The 15,723-nt window shown below is 61.1% G+C and carries 17 protein-coding genes; 6 read left to right on the top strand and 11 right to left on the bottom strand.

What is annotated here, in order from left to right:
• Nucleotides 1-2: 2 nt before the first annotated feature.
• Nucleotides 3-2,192 carry a patatin-like phospholipase family protein gene (locus tag GXB78_RS15865; RefSeq protein WP_329516046.1) on the bottom strand — a complete coding sequence of 730 codons (2,190 nt, stop codon included), beginning with the start codon at nt 2,190-2,192 and terminating at the stop codon, nt 3-5.
• Between the two features lie 71 nt (nt 2,193-2,263).
• Between GXB78_RS15865 and GXB78_RS15860 the strand changes: the two genes are divergently transcribed.
• Nucleotides 2,264-2,551, top strand: coding sequence for a SelT/SelW/SelH family protein (locus tag GXB78_RS15860; protein WP_083353328.1), 288 nt, complete (start codon nt 2,264-2,266; stop codon nt 2,549-2,551).
• Here GXB78_RS15860 and GXB78_RS15855 read toward each other — a convergent pair.
• Entirely contained in the window at nt 2,545-3,438 is an 894-nt protein-coding gene (locus GXB78_RS15855) for a DMT family transporter (RefSeq protein WP_329516045.1), read from the bottom strand. The two genes, GXB78_RS15860 and GXB78_RS15855, sit on opposite strands and share 7 nt — an antisense overlap.
• A gap of 293 nt (nt 3,439-3,731) precedes the next feature.
• On the opposite strand from GXB78_RS15855, the gene GXB78_RS15850 reads away from it, so the two are divergent.
• On the top strand, nt 3,732-4,547 hold the full coding sequence (locus GXB78_RS15850; RefSeq protein WP_258707766.1) for a UDP-2,3-diacylglucosamine diphosphatase: 816 nt from the start codon (nt 3,732-3,734) through the stop codon (nt 4,545-4,547).
• Nucleotides 4,548-4,657: 110 nt separating this feature from the next.
• Here the strand turns inward: GXB78_RS15850 and GXB78_RS15845 are convergent, their stop codons facing one another.
• Nucleotides 4,658-5,248, bottom strand: coding sequence for an HD domain-containing protein (locus GXB78_RS15845; protein WP_329516043.1), 591 nt, complete (start codon nt 5,246-5,248; stop codon nt 4,658-4,660).
• Between the two features lie 14 nt (nt 5,249-5,262).
• Entirely contained in the window at nt 5,263-5,574 is a 312-nt protein-coding gene (locus GXB78_RS15840; protein WP_329516042.1) for a DUF962 domain-containing protein, read from the bottom strand.
• Nucleotides 5,575-5,739: 165 nt separating this feature from the next.
• Here GXB78_RS15840 and GXB78_RS15835 point away from each other — a divergent pair, with 165 nt between their 5' ends.
• Nucleotides 5,740-6,801 (top strand): AraC family transcriptional regulator, encoded by a 1,062-nt coding sequence (locus GXB78_RS15835; RefSeq protein WP_329516041.1) that lies wholly within the window; start codon nt 5,740-5,742, stop codon nt 6,799-6,801.
• Here the strand turns inward: GXB78_RS15835 and GXB78_RS15830 are convergent.
• Nucleotides 6,758-8,212: a TrkH family potassium uptake protein gene (locus tag GXB78_RS15830; RefSeq protein ID WP_076566535.1), complete on the bottom strand. Its 1,455-nt coding sequence runs from the start codon at nt 8,210-8,212 to the stop codon at nt 6,758-6,760. The two genes, GXB78_RS15835 and GXB78_RS15830, sit on opposite strands and share 44 nt — an antisense overlap.
• A 121-nt stretch (nt 8,213-8,333) precedes the next feature.
• Between GXB78_RS15830 and GXB78_RS15825 the strand changes: the two genes are divergently transcribed.
• Entirely contained in the window at nt 8,334-8,900 is a 567-nt protein-coding gene (locus GXB78_RS15825; protein ID WP_329516040.1) for a nitroreductase family protein, read from the top strand.
• 279 nt (nt 8,901-9,179) lie between these two features.
• Here GXB78_RS15825 and GXB78_RS15820 read toward each other — a convergent pair whose 3' ends face one another.
• From GXB78_RS15820 to GXB78_RS15795, 6 genes are all read right to left on the bottom strand, one after another.
• Complete coding sequence (locus GXB78_RS15820; protein WP_329516039.1) at nt 9,180-10,520, bottom strand: sensor histidine kinase; 1,341 nt, start codon at nt 10,518-10,520, stop codon at nt 9,180-9,182.
• Nucleotides 10,521-10,696: 176 nt separating this feature from the next.
• On the bottom strand, nt 10,697-11,137 hold the full coding sequence (locus GXB78_RS15815; protein ID WP_329516038.1) for a Spy/CpxP family protein refolding chaperone: 441 nt from the start codon (nt 11,135-11,137) through the stop codon (nt 10,697-10,699).
• 768 nt (nt 11,138-11,905) lie between these two features.
• Nucleotides 11,906-12,583, bottom strand: a complete 678-nt coding sequence (locus GXB78_RS15810) for a response regulator transcription factor (protein ID WP_016771129.1) — start codon at nt 12,581-12,583, stop codon at nt 11,906-11,908.
• Between the two features lie 7 nt (nt 12,584-12,590).
• Nucleotides 12,591-13,001 (bottom strand): translation initiation factor 2, encoded by a 411-nt coding sequence (locus tag GXB78_RS15805; RefSeq protein WP_016771128.1) that lies wholly within the window; start codon nt 12,999-13,001, stop codon nt 12,591-12,593.
• A gap of 108 nt (nt 13,002-13,109) precedes the next feature.
• A complete protein-coding gene (locus GXB78_RS15800) occupies nt 13,110-13,409 on the bottom strand; it encodes a YciI family protein (RefSeq protein ID WP_329516037.1) in 300 nt (99 codons plus the stop codon).
• 1 nt (nt 13,410) lies between these two features.
• Nucleotides 13,411-14,007, bottom strand: coding sequence for a septation protein A (locus GXB78_RS15795; RefSeq protein WP_042607495.1), 597 nt, complete (start codon nt 14,005-14,007; stop codon nt 13,411-13,413).
• 87 nt (nt 14,008-14,094) lie between these two features.
• Between GXB78_RS15795 and GXB78_RS15790 the strand changes: the two genes are divergently transcribed.
• Nucleotides 14,095-14,958 (top strand): PHP domain-containing protein, encoded by an 864-nt coding sequence (locus GXB78_RS15790; RefSeq protein WP_329516036.1) that lies wholly within the window; start codon nt 14,095-14,097, stop codon nt 14,956-14,958.
• A 13-nt stretch (nt 14,959-14,971) separates the two neighbouring features.
• The gene (locus tag GXB78_RS15785) at nt 14,972-15,601 is read left to right on the top strand and encodes an L-threonylcarbamoyladenylate synthase (RefSeq protein ID WP_016771124.1); all 630 of its coding nucleotides are present in this window, start codon (nt 14,972-14,974) and stop codon (nt 15,599-15,601) included.
• Nucleotides 15,602-15,723 lie beyond the last annotated feature (122 nt).

The raw sequence follows: 15,723 nt of genomic DNA, 5'->3' as shown, positions 1-15,723 counted from the left end.
GCTTAGAACGTCTGCCCCAGATTCAGGTAAACCGCCTGCTCATCCGCATCATTCAACCCATAAGTGAAATTCAACGGCCCCAGCGGCGTATCGAAGCCGACGAACACACTCGCGGCATTGATGTAGCCGCTGTCGAACTCATTGTCGTTGTTCCACGCCCGACCGCGCTCAAGCGAGGCGCCGGCGTACAGCGGGAAGTCCAGTGGCAGATATGAGCGCGGCGTCAGGCGACGGTAATACACCGCGCGCATCAGGCTGACGTTCTGCCCGGACAGCGCGTCCTCACGGAAGCCCGACAACTGCCGTGCGCCGCCGAGCAGAAAGCTCGAGGTCACCACATTGGCATCGTCCAGCGTGCGGCTGTAGCGCCCCCCAAGAATCAGCGTATCCGGCCCGTGGCTCATGGCCTTGTCAAACTTCGCTTCCCATTGGCGATAGCGGTTGTCTGAACCCAGGCCTGGTTCGAACTGGGCGAACGTCAGGCTGACGTCCTTGCCTTCGTGCGGAAAGTACACGTTGTCCAGCGAGTCGTAGGAATACTTCACGGTATAGAAACCTTCGTTGAAGCTCTCGCTCGGCAGATCCTGATCACCGATGCGCACGTCAGCCTTGCCCCAGGCCTGGCCGACACCGAAGCGCACTTCGCCGTTGTTGCCGATCTGCCGGCCGAGGTTGAGACCGAAGCCGTAGCGCTCGACGCGGTACTGGGCGATCGGATCGTTATCCAACACCGAGTCAACGTTCTGCGCCTCGAACGATGCATAAGGCGCGACGAAGTAACGCGATCCGACATCCAGCGGCTGGTAGAACTCGCTGTACAGCTCCTGCTTGTCGCCGATCTGCGCGCGGGTCAGCCATTCCGCGCCGAGGCGGTTGATGCCGTTGACGCGATAACTGGCGCCGAGGTTGAAAGCACTGTCGCCGCGCATGTCGTCCGACAGATTGAGGCCGACCCGCAAGTAATCGGTACCGCTGCGCTTGCCGCTGGCGCTGATGACCAGGGTGTGGTCCTGGCCTTTGTGCACCACGCGGTAACGCACTTGATCGAAGTAATCGAGACCGTACAACGTGCCCATGTCCGAATGCAGGCGCCCCAGATCCAGCGGCGCGCCGATCGGCTGGCGGATGTAATAGCGAATCACGTCATCGTCGACTTTCGAGTCATTCTCCACGCGAATCGCCGTGATGATTGGCGTGCGCTGTCCCGGCTGGCGCGCGGCGTTCAGTTCCGCGTCCTGGGTTTGCGTCGGCTTCAGTTGTGCCAGCCGCGCGTCGAGAATTCGCGTGGCGCGGTAACCGGCATCGATCATCTCCTGAGCCTTGCCGAAATCGGTCACGCCGAACGCGGCCAGCGCAGGCTGGATCAACACGTCATTGGCATGCAGAGTCGCCAGTTGCTCTTCGGAGTTGCGTCGGGTCATCAGGGTGATCGATTGATTGAGCACATCGACCACCGTGGTCAGTTGCTTGCGGTTACGCAGCGGCGTGCCGATATCGACGACGATGGCGATGTCGACGCCCATCTCCCGCGCGACATCCAGCGGGATGTTATCGGTCATGCCGCCGTCGACCAGCAGGCGCCCGTCGAGCTCGACCGGGGCGAACACCGCCGGGATCGACATGCTCGCGCGGATCACTTGCGGCAGGTGGCCTTTGCGAAACACCACTTTTTCGCCATTGGCGATGTCCGTGGTCACGGCCCGAAACGGGATCGGCAGTTTGTCAAAATCGCGGGTGTCGCTGGTGTGCGCCAACAGGCTTTCCAGCAGCAGCGCCAGGTTCTGGCCCTGAATCACCCCCAACGGCAGGCCGAGACTGCCGTCGTCGCGGAAGCTGAGTTTCTGCTTCACCAGAAAATCGCGGTCGTCCTGCTTGCGCCGGAACGGCACATCTTCACGCGGCGGCGCGTCGGACAGTGCTGCTTGCCAGTCGATGCTAAGGGCGAGTTTTTCCAGCTCGTCAATCTTGTAACCCGAGGCATACAGGCCGCCGACCACCGCGCCCATGCTGGTACCGGCAATCGCATCGATTTTGATGCCTTGTTCTTCCAGCGCCTTGAGCACGCCGATGTGCGCCAGCCCGCGCGCGGCGCCACCGGAGAGCACCAGACCGACTTTCGGTCGTGGCACTTCACTGGCGTGAACCAGCAGAGGAAGGAAACCAAGCAGCAGGCAGAACAGCAAACGGCGCATTGTGAGTCTCGGGGCAAGCGGTAAAGCCGGCTATTATAGCGGCGCCCTCTGTCTCAGGAGTTTCAGCGATCATGACCGTCGCCAAAGCCGAAGTTGTCATCACTTATTGCACCCAATGCCAGTGGTTGCTGCGCGCCGCATGGCTGGCCCAGGAACTGCTCAGCACCTTCGCTGACGACCTGGGCAAAGTGTCTTTGGTGCCGGGCACCGGCGGGGTGTTTCACATCACCTGCGCCGGTGTGCAGATTTGGGAGCGCAAGGCCGATGGTGGTTTCCCCGAAGCCAAGGTATTGAAGCAGCGGGTGCGCGATCAGATTGATCCTGACCGCGACCTCGGCCACAACGAGCGTACTCAGTGAGAGGCGGCCTCGGCGGCGACGGTTTTTTTATCGCTGCCGCCCGACATCCGCGCCGAGACCACGATCGCGACGATGATCAGCGCGCCACCGATGAGCATGCGCAGGGTCGGTGTTTCACTGAACAGCAGCCAGGCGATGGTGATGCCGTAAACCGGCTCCATGGCAAACACCACCGCTGCCGTGCGTGCCTTGATCACCGCCAGACTGGCGACGAACAGGCTGTGCGCCACGCCCGTGCAGAACACCCCGAGCAGGGCGATCCACAACCAGTCCAGCGCGCGGACCTGACTCAACTGCGGCGCCGCGACCGGCAACAGACACAAGGCCACGACAACGTTCTGGCACAACGCCGCTTGCACCGCCGGAATCCGTCCCGAACTGGCGCGGTTGGTCAGCGACAGCAGCGAGAACAGCAGGCCGGACAGCACGGCCCAGAGCAAACCAATGGTTGCGCCACTGCCCAGATCGAACGCCGGGGTTACCAGCACCAGACCGATGCTGACCAATACCACTAGGACGATTTCATTGGCACGGATGCGTTCGCGGAAGATCAGCCCTTCGAGAATCACCGTGAACGCCGGGAAACTGGCAAAGCCCAACGTGGCGATGGCCACCCCGGCGATCTTCACCGATACGAAAAAACTCACCCAGTGCCCGGCCAGCAACACGCCGCCCAGCGCCAGGCGTCGCCAGTCCAGCGCTTGCAGTTTTTGCCAGCCGTGCTGACTGGCGAAACGGGCGAAAAATGCCAGGGCGAGTACGGCGAAAGCAGCGCGACCGAAGACGATCACGGCGGGGGACGCAGCAGCAAGTTTGCCGAACACACCGGTCAGGCCGAACATCAAAGCGCCGATATGCAGGGCGCCGAGGGCGGTACGCGGAGTCATTGCAATCCTTCTATTTCAAACGCGATGATCGTTCCCACGCTCCTGCGTAGGAACGCCTCCAGGACGCTCTGCGTCCAGTGACGCAGAGCGTCACGGGCTGCATTCCCACGCGGAGCGGGGGAACGATCATGACAGAACAATTGCGCGCCAGTCTAAAGCGCTGGCGCGGTCGCGTCTGTCATCCGGTACCTCAATTTGCTAGCGATGTGCGTTGTCACACGACTGACTCACACTTGTCATGGTTGATTAACCGGGCACGCGCAGAGTGGCGAAAACATCGCAGAGGGTTGCCCATGACCAGCGCCGAGCTCGCCAGACCCAGTCGCAAACAACGGGTGCGAACCCTGTGGATCTCTGATGTGCACCTGGGCACGCGGGATTGTCAGGCCGAGCATCTGTCGCAATTTCTCAAGGGCTACCACGCCGACAAGGTCTATCTGGTCGGTGACATTATCGACGGCTGGAAACTGCGCAGCGGCATGTACTGGCCGCAGGCGCACACCAACGTCATCCGCCGACTGCTGACCATGAGCAAGCGTGGCACCGAAGTAATCTACGTCACCGGCAACCATGACGAATTCCTGCGGCGCTATTCGAAACTGATTCTGGGCAATATCCAGTTGGTCGACGAGGCGGTGCATGTCACCGCCGATGGTCGACATTTGCTGGTGATTCATGGCGATCAGTTTGACGTGATCACCCGTTATCATCGCTGGCTGGCCTTTCTCGGTGACTCGGCCTACGAATTCACCCTGACCCTCAACCGCTGGCTCAATCACTGGCGCGCCCGTTACGGCTATGGTTACTGGTCGCTGTCGGCTTATTTGAAACACAAGGTCAAGACCGCGGTGAGTTTCATCAGCGATTTTGAAGAAGCCATCGCCCACGAATGTGTGAAGCGCGAACTGCATGGCGTGGTTTGCGGGCATATTCACCATGCCGAGATTCGTAAGGTCGGCGAGGTCGATTACCTCAACTGCGGCGATTGGGTCGAATCGTGCACAGCGTTGATCGAGCATTGGGACGGCACGATCGAGCTGTATCGACTGGCCGATGCGCAGGCGCGGGAGGCGGAATTGAAAGCGGCCAAAGTTGCCGAACTCGCCTGAGCGAAAAAGCACCCTGTGGGAGCGAGCCTGCTCCCGAAGGCGTAGTGTCAGACAAAACTTCTTTGCCTGATACAGCGCTTTCGCGAGCAGGCTCGCTCCCACATGTGTTTTCAGGCTGGGCTGTGTTCTTCCATCGCCGCCTTGTAAATCGAGTTCTTCGGCTGCGCAAACAGCCGCTCCATCATCGGCTCGAAGAAACTCAGCGGCAGCGTGTCGTACCCCGGATCAAACGCCGCCGCGTCGTATTTGGCGCAGAACTCGGCTGTGGCGTGGAACTGCGGATGGTCCTTGAATTGCTCGCGTAAATGCCGATCCATGCCAAGGTGATGAAAGAAGTAATAGCCCTGGAAAATCCCGTGCTTCTCCACCATCCACAGATTTTCCGCGCTCACGAACGGCTTGAGAATCGCTGCGGCGATATCTGGATGGTTGTACGAGCCGAGGGTGTCGCCAATGTCATGCAACAGCGCGCAGACCACATATTCCTCGTCACGCCCGTCGCGAAAGGCGCGGGTCGCGGTTTGCAATGAGTGGGTCAGGCGATCCACCGGGAAACCGCCGAAGTCGCCTTCAAGCAGTTTCAGATGCGCGAGAATCCGCGACGGCAGCTGCCTGGCATAGGCGCTGAAGTCGGCGGCGATGATCGCCCAGTCGTCCTCGGTGCCGTCCTGCATATGGGTGAAGCGAGCATGGGCATTCATTGGCAGACCCTCATTCAGAACGCCACGCGACCGAGAATCATGTCGCGGTACATGACGAAATCGCCGAGCAGGCTGTACAGCGGGTGCTGAAAGGTTGCCGGGCGGTTCTTCTCGAAAAAGAAGTGGCCGATCCAGGCGAAGCTGTAACCGGCCACAGGCAATGCCAGCAACAGCAGCCAGGCGCCCTTGGCGACGCTAAGGGCGAAAATGAAGATGACCAGAGAAGTGCCGATGAAATGCAGACGACGGCAGGTGCTGTTGCTGTGTTCGGCGAGGTAGTACGGATAGAACTCGGCGAAGCTGTTGAACTGCTTGATGTTTTCCACGACCGCGCTCTCTGTGGTGATTGTTCTGGCGAGAAGTTGTTCGGCGGGTAGCTTATTTGAGTCTAGAGTGATCATTGGCGTGGGCCAGTGACAATCGGCGCCACTTTAGTATCCTTCGCAAATAGGGCGGTTATCTGCAGCCCGTCATGTAAAAGAATAACAACCATGAGCGAACGAACGACTTCTGCAAGCTGGGCGATGGGGATTGTCAAAGCGCTGGAGATGGACGGCCTGGATTGCCGGGTTCTGTTCAAGCAACTGGGGCTGGACTTCAATGCCCTCGAAGATCCGGATGCGCGTTTCCCGCAGGACTCCATGACCCGGCTCTGGCAGCGCGCGGTGGAGGTTTCCGGCAACCCGGCGATCGGCCTGAACATGGGCAAAGTGGTGCGCCCGGCCTCGTTTCATGTCGCCGGCTACGCGCTGATGTCGAGCAATACCCTGGCTGAAGGTTTCCAGCGCCTGGTGCGCTATCAACGCATCATTGCCGAAAGCGCCGACCTGAGCTTTCGCCGGCTCGATGAAGGTTACGCGCTGATTCTCACCGTGCACGGCGATCATCTGCCGCCGACCCGGCAGAGCGCTGAAGCGTCACTGGCCAGCGCGTTGGCACTGTGTGGCTGGCTGACCGGGCGTCCGCTGCATCCGGTGAAAGTGCTGATCCAGGGTGATCAGCCGGCCAATCTGCAACCCTATAAAGAAGCTTTTCATGCGCCGCTGGTATTCGATGCGCCTTATGATGCGTTGATCTTCGAACGTGCCGACATGGAAGCGCCGCTGCCTACGGCCAACGAAGCCATGGCATTGCTGCATGACCGCTTTGCCGGGGAATATCTGGCGCGCTTTTCCGAAAGCCGCGTGACGCATCGGGCGCGGCAGGTGTTGTGCCGTTTGCTGCCCCAGGGCGAGCCCAAGCGCGACACCGTGGCGCAGACCTTGCACCTGTCGCAGCGTACTTTGCAGCGGCGCTTGCAGGAGGAGGGCACCAGTTTCCAGCAGTTGCTCGACGACACTCGCCGCGAACTCGCCGAACAATATCTGGCGCAACCAAGCATGACTCTGTTGGAGATTGCTTACCTGTTGGGCTTTGCCGACCCGAGCAATTTCTTCCGTGCCTTTCGCCGCTGGTTCGACACCACGCCCGGCGAGTACCGCTTGCGCCTGACGCAGGGGCCGGACGCGGTCAATGACGCCAGAACGCCGGAATACACAGCACAAACACCGTAATGATCTCCAGTCGGCCGAGCAGCATGCCGAACGATAGAATCCACTTGGCCGCGTCCGGCAGGGTGGCGAAGTTGCCCGCCGGGCCGATGGTTTCGCCCAGACCCGGGCCGACGCCGGATACGGTGCTGGCGGCACCGGTCAGCGCAGTCATCCAGTCGACCCCAAGCAGCGACAGCAGCAGGGCGATCACGCAGATGGTGATAGCGAAGAAGAACGAGAAGGTCAGGATCGAACGGACAATTTCTTCGTCGAGGCGGTGACCGTTGTACTTCTGCTTGATCACTGCGCGCGGGTGGATCAGCTGATTAAGGTTGGCCTTGAGCAGGATGTAGGCGACCTGGAAACGGAAAATCTTGATCCCGCCCGCGGTCGAGCCGGAGCAACCGCCGACAAAGCCCAGATAGAAAAACAGCATCAGCGAGAAATTGCCCCACAAGCTGTAGTCGCCGAGGGCGAAACCGGTAGTGGTGACTACCGAGGTCACGTTCAGCGCCACATGCCGTAGTGCTTCCAGCCAATGCAGCTTGGTGGTCCACCAGTACCAGGTGCCGAGCACCAGCCAGGTCACCAGCAACATTGCCAGCAAGCCTTGCACCTGCTGATCACGGATCAATGCCTTGCGATTGCCGCGCAGCGTCGCCACGTACAGGGTGAACGGCAGGCTGCCGAGGATCATGATGACAATCGCCACCCAGTGCACCGCCGGTTGCGTCCACTTCGCCAGTGATTGGTCGGATGTCGAGAAACCGCCGGTGGAAATCGCCGACATTGCGTGGTTGATCGCATCGAACGGGCTCATCCCCGCCCACCAGAACGCCAGGCTGCCGAGAATGGTGATGCCGACATAGGCCGCCACAATCAGCCGCGCCACCATGTGCGAACGCGGCATGACCTTTTCCGAGCGGTCCGAGGATTCGGTCTGGAACAGGCGCATGCCACCGATGCGCAGCAGCGGCAGAATCGCCACCGCCATGCCGATAAAGCCGATGCCGCCGATCCAGTGCAGCAGCGACCGCCACATCAGAATCCCCGGCGACATGTTGTCCAGGCCATTGAGCACGGTGGAACCGGTGGCGGTGATGCCGGACATGCTTTCGAAGAACGAGTCGGTGTAGCTGATGTGCTGGGTCAGCAGAAACGGCAGCGCGGCGAAAATGCACACCACCAGCCAGCTGCTGACCGTCAGCAGATACATGTCGCGCGGGCGCAGGTGAATGTGTTCGGGTCTGCCGGGGATCACCAGGGCGAGGCCGGCGATAAAGGTGATCATACTCGCCCAGAGGAACGACGGCAGGTCGCTGGTGCGCTCGAAAATCACCAGCGTGGCCATCGGCACGACCATCGCCACAGCCAGGGTGATCAGGAAGATGCCGATGATAAAACCAATGATCCGTAAGGTCGGCAACGCCATGAAATCCGCTCGGGCTGATGGGAGAAGGGCGCCATTCTACCTGCGGGGCAGGGCATGTAAACCGGCAGGCGCTGCGCAGATGAAGCTAGAATAGCCGCACATTTTCCAGAGGAGGTGGCCGATGCAGGCTCTCGACGCGTTGCTCAACCGTGTTTCCGTTCCCCGCCTGGTCGAACCGGCCCCCACTGCCGAGCAGCGCGAAGCCCTGTTCGGCGCGGCCTTGCGCGCCCCGGATCACGGACATTTGCAGCCGTACCGCTTTTTGACCGTCGAAGGCGCGGCGCGTGAGCAAATGGGCGAGCTGCTCGCCGAGGCGGCCCGCCAGCAGGGCGGCGAGGTCACCGAAGCGATGATCGACAAGGCCCGCAACGGCCCACTGCGCGCGCCGCTGGTGGTTGTGGTGATCGCGAAATTGCAGGAGCACGTGAAGTATCCGAAGGCCGAGCAGCTGCTCACGGCGGGCTGCGCGGCCCACGGGATCCTGCTGGCGGCGTATGCGCAGGGGATTGGCGCGGTGTGGCGCACCGGGGATCTGGCGTATTCCAGGCATGTGGCCGAAGGTTTGGGGCTGGTGGAGAGCGAGGAAGTCATCGCGTTCCTCTACCTAGGTACGCCGCAGAAAGAGCCGCGCGTGGCGGAGAAGGTCGATCTGGCCGAGTTCGTCAGCGCCTGGCCCGCTAAGGCCTGAAGATCAAAAGCCCCTCACCCTAGCCCTCTCCCGGAGGGAGAGGGGACTGATTGGGGGATGCTTTGGAATTCACCGACCTGAGCGACCTTCGCTGAATCCAGAATCGCCTCAGGTGCAGTGCATCGAATCAACTCGGCGAATCCACGATCGACCGAGGTTGAGGGCATCGAATTAACCCCGCGAATCCACAATCGACTCGGTCTTTCAGGTCGATGCATCACGCCAGACACCTCGGTCGGCTCCCTCTCCCACGGGGAGAGGGCTGGGGTGAGGGGCTTTTCAGGGCTGGACGATTACTCCCGGCACCAAGGGTAATTCCAGACTCGCCACAAAGCCGCCCTGCGGATGATTGGCCAGGGTCAGCGTGCCGCCATGCCGTTCTGCCGCCCGCTTGGCAATCGCCAGTCCCAGGCCATGCCCGGCAGCCGTCTGCCCCGGCGCGCGATAAAACGGCTCGCCCAACTGACTCAGATGCTCCGCCTGCACGCCCGGCCCGTGGTCGCGCACGCTGATGACAATCCGCTCACCCTGCCGCGAGGCCTGCAGTTCGATCGGCTGATCGCTCGGGTTGAAGCGCTGGGCGTTGCGCAGCAGATTGTCCACGGCGCGCTCGATCATCGTCGGCCAGCCTTTCAGATTCAGCTGCGGCTCGGCTTGCAGGCGCACGGTCTGCTCGGGAGAGCTGAGCTGCGCATCCTTTTGCAGCGTGGCGAGCAGCGCATTGAGGTCCACGTCTTCAGCGCTGGCGTTGTCGGCATCGACTCGCGCCAGCACCAGAATTTCACTGATCAAAGCCTCCAACCGATCACATTCACGGGTCAGCCGTGGCCAGAGTTTTTCGCGCTCTTCAGGATTGGCCCGCTCGGCCAGAGCCAAGGCAATACGCAGGCGCGCCAGTGGTGAACGCAGTTCATGGGAGACATCGCGCAGCAACTGCCGCTGACTGCCAATCAGACTTTGCAGACGCGCACCCATGCGGTTGAAATCGGTGGCCAGCACGCCGAATTCATCGCGACGATTGGCCAGTTTCGCCAGGCTGTTCTGCTGGTAAGTGGTCTGCCCCAGATCATGCACCGCGCCACGCAAGCGACTCAGTGGGCGAGTGATGGAGAAGGTCACGAGCAAACTGAACAGGGTCAGCACTACCAGCGCAATACCGAGCGCGCTCAGCGGCCAGAGCAGGCTTTCGCGGTGCCAGGCGTCGAGTTCCGGGTGCGGGATGCGGTAGATGAACAGGTAGGTGTCACCGGTGTTTTCACTGGTGATCTCGTCGGTCAGGCGCCGCCACGGCAGACGGCGATCATCGTTGTTCTGCCGCGCTTCGAACGCGGCGGCGCGACGCGGGAAGGTGCCACGCACCACCGGGTCGCCGGTTTCGTTGAGCACTTGAACGTCGATGTGATACTGGCGTTTGCGTTGTTCGAGGATGTCCTGCGCCGCTTCTTCGCCCTGGGCTTCGTAAGTCTGCGTCCATTCTGCCGCCAGCGTGTTGAGGCCGGGGTGGCGGCTGAGTATCCACGCGTCCTGATTGAGCATATGCCCGAGCAGGATCGACAACCCGGCTACCAGAGCGATGGCCAGCCAGAAGCTCGCAAGAATCCGCCAGAACAGTGAACGCACAGAAACTCCTCAAACAACACACCGTTCAAATGTGGGAGCGAGCCTGCTCGCGAAGGCGTAGTGTCAGTCAATCCATCGCTGGCTGATACACCGCTTTCGCGAGCAGGCTCGCTCCCACATTCGATTTGAATGGAACAGGCCCGACGAGGTGAGTCGTCGGGCCTATGGTCAGCGCATTATTGCGCCTTTTGTGCCTGCTGCGCTTTCCAGGCCTTGAACTCGGCCCATTCGGCGCGGCGTTCGGCGCGTTTCTTCTGGATCTCGTCGAACTGCTTCTGTTGCTCGGGTTTGAGCAGTGCACGGACATCGGACTCGGCTTTCTTGTGGTTGGCCGCGATCTCGTCCTTCATGGCTTTCTGGTCGGCCGGCGAGAGTTTTTCCAGGTACTTGTCGACCACCTGCTTACGCTCATGCATCTGCTCGCCCATGATCCTGCGAATCTGCTCGCGCTGTTCGCGGGTCAGGTCGAGCTGGCTGTACGGACCTTTGCCGTGCATGCCGCCGTGCATCTGACCGCCGTGGCGCGGGCCATCCAGCGGACCACCATCCTGTGGCATGGCCATGGCCACGGTTGGCAGAGCGGCAGCGAACATCAGAGCGATAAGAGTCTTGCGCATGGTGTATCTCCTTGTCTCGTTCCCGGTACGTTCCGGATGAGTGCAGATTACGCAGATCAAGGTCAGCGGCGGTCAGCGCAGCGTAAAGCTTCGGTAAAGAGGTGTCGTCATCGTCCTGACATACCACTATCGCCACCAGGCTCCCACACGGATCGCAGCCATGCTCAGGATGTCCACGCGCTTGAAAATCAAAAGCAACGTCAAAAGCCCCTCACCCTAGCCCTCTCCCGGAGGGAGAGGGGACTGACCGTGGTGAATGGCATAGATACGCCGACGTGAGACACCGAGTCGAATGCGATTTCAAAGTTAACGCAGATCGGCTCCCTCTCCTTGGGGAGAGGGACTGGCGGTGGTGAATGGCATAGATACGCCGACGGGAGATACCGAGTCGAATGTGATTTCAAAGTCAACGCAGATCGGCTCCCTCTCCTTGGGGAGAGGGGACTGACCGTGGTGAATGGCATAGATACGCCGACGTGAGATACCGAGTCGAATGCGATTTCAAAGTTAACGCAGATCGGCTCCCTCTCCTTGGGGAGAGGGCTGGGGTGAGGGGTAGCCTCACCACAAATCCAAAGCCAACCGCCCGCTTCTGACCACTCACACAATGAGCGTTGGCTCGAGTGCTTTTGATCTTGCCTCACCGGCGACGTCGGAGGGCTGAGCGGAACCCTAAGTAGCCGTCACCGCAGCAACGAATATACCCGCAAAAACCTCGACCACACGAACACCATCGCCCGCTCCCTCGCGCAGGCGAAGTGCGCGGATTCAAAGGCTGTAGTAATAACCACGGCTACGCAACGCAACGATGCGCGGGCGGCCGTCGGGGTGGGGGCCGATTTTTTTGCGCAGGTTGCTGACGTGCATGTCGAGGCTGCGGTCGTACAGGGTCAGCTTGCGGCCGAGGGCCAGTTGCGCCAGTTCCTGTTTGTCCAGCGGCTCGCCCGGCTGCTTGAGCAGGGCTTCGAGCAGGCGGCTTTCGGAGACGGTGAGGGTCAGTTCTTTTTCGTCGATGCTGACCACGCCGCGCACCGGGCTGAAACTCAGATCACCCAGCTCAAGCTGCGTCGATACGGCCGCCGGGTGGCTGCGGCGCAACACGGCGCGCAGGCGCGCGGTCAGTTCGCGGGGGTCGCAGGGTTTGGCCAGGTAATCGTCGGCGCCCAGTTCGAGGCCGAGGATACGGTCCAGCGGTTCGCCGCGCGCCGAAAGCATCAGCACCGGCAGGTCCGCATGGTCGTTGCGCAGTTGCTTGAGCAGTTCCAGACCGCTGCCGTCGGGCAGCATCACGTCCAGCACCACCGCCGCCGGGGCGGTTTCGGCCAACGCCTTGCGGGCGCTCTGGCCATCGTGGCAGGCGCGCACCTGGAAGCCTTCCTGGCTCAACCAGCTACTCAGGAGTTCGCACAACTCCTGGTCATCATCAATCAGTAACAGCTCGCTCATGACTCACTCAATTTAGCCATTGCCGACGTTTTCGGCTTGCACCACTGGCAAAGATACCGCAGAGCAGCGCCAATAGCGCTACCCCGGCGCCGGTGACGAACCACTGCTGTTGATCGGTCAGCAAACGCGGCAACGGGCTGGCCTGGGCTTCCTTGAGTTGCAGCTTCAGACGCTGGTTCTCCTGGCGCAACCGGGCGAGCTGGGCGCTTTCGCGGGTGTTGTCGGCATTCTGCAGTTGTTTGTTCAGTTCTTCGCGCTGCTGTTCACTGGCCTTGAGCCGTTGTTGCAACTCGGTGATCTGGCTGCCGGCGCTCAATGACAATGGCGTGGAGCTGCCGCTTTCGGTGGTTTCCTCACCATGGGCGGGGGCCATGATCGACAACGTGAGCAACATCAGACACAACGGACCCTTGCGCATCGCGACACCTGTTTCCAAATGGATATTGGGCAGGTTGTCGGCAGGCAAACGAGAATAATGAGCGATTGAGAGCGCGATGAACCGAGAAGGTTCATCGCGTGGCAGGACTTAAGGCAGGACTTGCTTGAACGGCTTGACGATCACATTGGCATAGACGCCAGCGGCCATGTACGGATCGGCGTCGGCCCAGGCTTGGGCAGCGCTCAGGGAGTCGAATTCGGCGACGATCAGACTGCCGGTGAAACCCGCTGCGCCCGGATCATTGCTGTCGACGGCCGGGTGCGGGCCGGCCAGCACGATGCGGCCTTCGCCCTTGAGCGCTTGCAGGCGTTCCAGATGAGCGGGGCGTGCGGCCAGGCGCGCTTCGAGCGAGTTGGCGACGTCGGTGGCAATGATGGCGTAGAGCATGTCAGTCCTCGGTTTTTGGCGTTGTGGTATCGGTGTCATGCAGATGGCGCGACAGGTAGATGCCCTGAGCGACCAGGAACAGCACGGTCATGCCCAGGCTGCCGAACACCTTGAAGTCGACCCAGATGCTCTGGAAGGTGAAAGCGACGAACAGGTTGGCCGCGCCGCAGAACAGAAAGAAGGCGATCCAGGCGATGTTCAGGCGCGTCCAGACCGGATCCGGCAGGGTCAGCGCGTGGCCCATGATGCGCTTGATCAGCAGGCGATCGCCGATGAAATGGCTGCCGATGAACGCCGCAGCAAACAGCCAGTTGACCACCGGCGCTTTCCATTTCAGGAAGGTTTCGCTGTGGAAGGCCAGCGTCAGGCTGCCGAATACCAGGCAGGCGATCAGCGTCAGCCACTGGCTCTTTTCCAGCTTGCGCTGCTTGATGAACAGCGCGCCATACACCACCAGCGAGCTGATGATCAGCATCGCCGTGGCGCTGTAGATACCGCCTACAGTCACTTGCTGGCCGGCGATGTCGACCACCCGTGGATCAAGTTTGTAAACGATGAAGAACAGCAGAAGCGGGATGAAATCGATGAATTGTTTCACAGTGAGAGCCAGAAGCTGGATGTGGCGGCATAATAACAAACATACGGGCGCGCGATAGCGCCAGCTGATTTGAGGTTACAACTCCCCGTGAATGTTGATTTGCACTGCCACAGCACGGCCTCCGACGGCGCCCTGGCGCCTGCGGTTCTGGTTGCGCGTGCGTTCGAAAACGGCGTGCGAGTCCTGGCGTTGACCGACCACGACACCCTCGAAGGTCTTGCCGAAGCGCGTACGGCGGCCAATGAATTGGGCATGCAACTGGTCAACGGCGTCGAATTGTCCTGCACCTGGGGCGGGGCGACCATTCATGTGCTCGGCTATGGTTTCGACGTCAACGCCGCGCCGTTGGTCGAGGCGATCGCGAAACTGCACGATGGCCGCTGGCTGCGGTCGGAAGAAATAAGCCGCAAGCTCGCTCTCAAGGGCATGCCCGGTGCCCTCGACGGCGCCCGGCAAGTCCAGCAGGAACTGGGCGATAGCGGCAACGCGCCGGCCCGGCCGCATTTCGCCGACTGGATGGTGCGTGAAGGTTTTGTAAAGGATCGCGCCGAGGCGTTCCGCAAATGGCTCGGCGCCGGCAAGCTCGGCGACGTCAAGCTGCACTGGCCGACCCTCGAAGACACCGTCGGCACCCTGCGCGCCGCCGGTGCCTGGGTCAGTCTGGCGCATCCCTGGCACTACGATTTCACCCGCAGCAAACGCCGAAAGCTGATTGCCGACTATATTCAAGCAGGCGGGCATGCGATCGAGGTGGTCAATGGTCATCAGCCCGCAGAACAGGTCGGCAGCCTGGCAATCCTTGCCCGCGAGTTCGGTCTGCTGGTCAGCGCCGGCAGTGACTTCCATGGCCCTGGCGGCTGGTCCGAGATCGGCCAGTACCGGCCGGTTCCCGAGGACCTTCCACCCCTGTGGTGTCGGTTCAAACATGACACAGATATTGCCGCCGTCTGAACAGGTAGAGAATGTGAGTCAATTTTTCCAGATACATCCGGAAAACCCGCAAGCGCGCCTGATCAAACAGGCGGTCGAGATCATCCGCAAGGGCGGGGTGGTGATTTATCCCACGGACTCGTCCTACGCCATCGGTTGCCAGATCGGCGACAAGACCGCCATCGAGCGCGTGCGCCGTCTGCGCCAGCTCGATGAAAAGCATAACTTCGCGCTGATCTGCAGCGACCTGTCGCAACTGGGCAACTACGCCAAGATCGACACCGGCACCTTCCGCATTCTCAAGGCGCACCTGCCGGGGCCTTACACCTTTATTCTCAACGCCACCCGCGAAGTACCGCGCCTGTTGCTGCATCCGAAGAAACGCACCATCGGCCTGCGCGTGCCCAGCCATCCGATCGCGTTGGCGCTGCTGGCCGAACTTGGCGAGCCGCTGATGAGCGTGACGCTGATCATGCCCGGCGACGAAGATCCGCTCAGCGATCCCTACGAAATGCGCCAATTGCTTGAGCATCAGGTCGATCTGATCATCGATGGCGGTTTCGGCGGCATCAAGGCTTCGACGGTGATTGACCTGACCGGCGACGACCCTGAAGTGGTCCGCGTCGGTTGCGGCGATCCGACGCCGTTCATGGTCGAGGCCTGAATGTCCGCAGTGGAAACCGTGGTCGATCCCCAGGCCGGCGCCCAGCAGGAACTGCCGTTTGCCATGGTCTATGGCCAGGCAGTCATGGAAATGCCGCTGGACCTGTACATCCCGCCGGATGC

Origin of the sequence: Pseudomonas moraviensis subsp. stanleyae (assembly GCF_036283065.1) — a bacterium.
Taxonomy (GTDB): Bacteria; Pseudomonadota; Gammaproteobacteria; order Pseudomonadales; family Pseudomonadaceae; genus Aquipseudomonas; species Aquipseudomonas stanleyae.
The sequence above is the reverse complement of the archived record's forward strand: the minus strand, read 5'-3'. Positions and strand labels throughout refer to the sequence as shown.

Bases quoted from the DNA above. Each gene is read 5' to 3' on its own strand.
- GXB78_RS15865 (WP_329516046.1), bottom strand. From the start codon at position 2,192: ATGCGCCGTTTGCTGTTCTGCCTGCTGCTTGGTTTCCTTCCTCTGCTG.
- GXB78_RS15860 (WP_083353328.1), top strand. From the start codon at position 2,264: ATGACCGTCGCCAAAGCCGAAGTTGTCATCACTTATTGCACCCAATGC.
- GXB78_RS15855 (WP_329516045.1), bottom strand. From the start codon at position 3,438: ATGACTCCGCGTACCGCCCTCGGCGCCCTGCATATCGGCGCTTTGATG.
- GXB78_RS15850 (WP_258707766.1), top strand. From the start codon at position 3,732: ATGACCAGCGCCGAGCTCGCCAGACCCAGTCGCAAACAACGGGTGCGA.
- GXB78_RS15845 (WP_329516043.1), bottom strand. From the start codon at position 5,248: ATGAATGCCCATGCTCGCTTCACCCATATGCAGGACGGCACCGAGGAC.
- GXB78_RS15835 (WP_329516041.1), top strand. From the start codon at position 5,740: ATGAGCGAACGAACGACTTCTGCAAGCTGGGCGATGGGGATTGTCAAA.
- GXB78_RS15830 (WP_076566535.1), bottom strand. From the start codon at position 8,212: ATGGCGTTGCCGACCTTACGGATCATTGGTTTTATCATCGGCATCTTC.
- GXB78_RS15825 (WP_329516040.1), top strand. From the start codon at position 8,334: ATGCAGGCTCTCGACGCGTTGCTCAACCGTGTTTCCGTTCCCCGCCTG.
- GXB78_RS15815 (WP_329516038.1), bottom strand. From the start codon at position 11,137: ATGCGCAAGACTCTTATCGCTCTGATGTTCGCTGCCGCTCTGCCAACC.
- GXB78_RS15810 (WP_016771129.1), bottom strand. From the start codon at position 12,583: ATGAGCGAGCTGTTACTGATTGATGATGACCAGGAGTTGTGCGAACTC.
- GXB78_RS15805 (WP_016771128.1), bottom strand. From the start codon at position 13,001: ATGCGCAAGGGTCCGTTGTGTCTGATGTTGCTCACGTTGTCGATCATG.
- GXB78_RS15800 (WP_329516037.1), bottom strand. From the start codon at position 13,409: ATGCTCTACGCCATCATTGCCACCGACGTCGCCAACTCGCTCGAAGCG.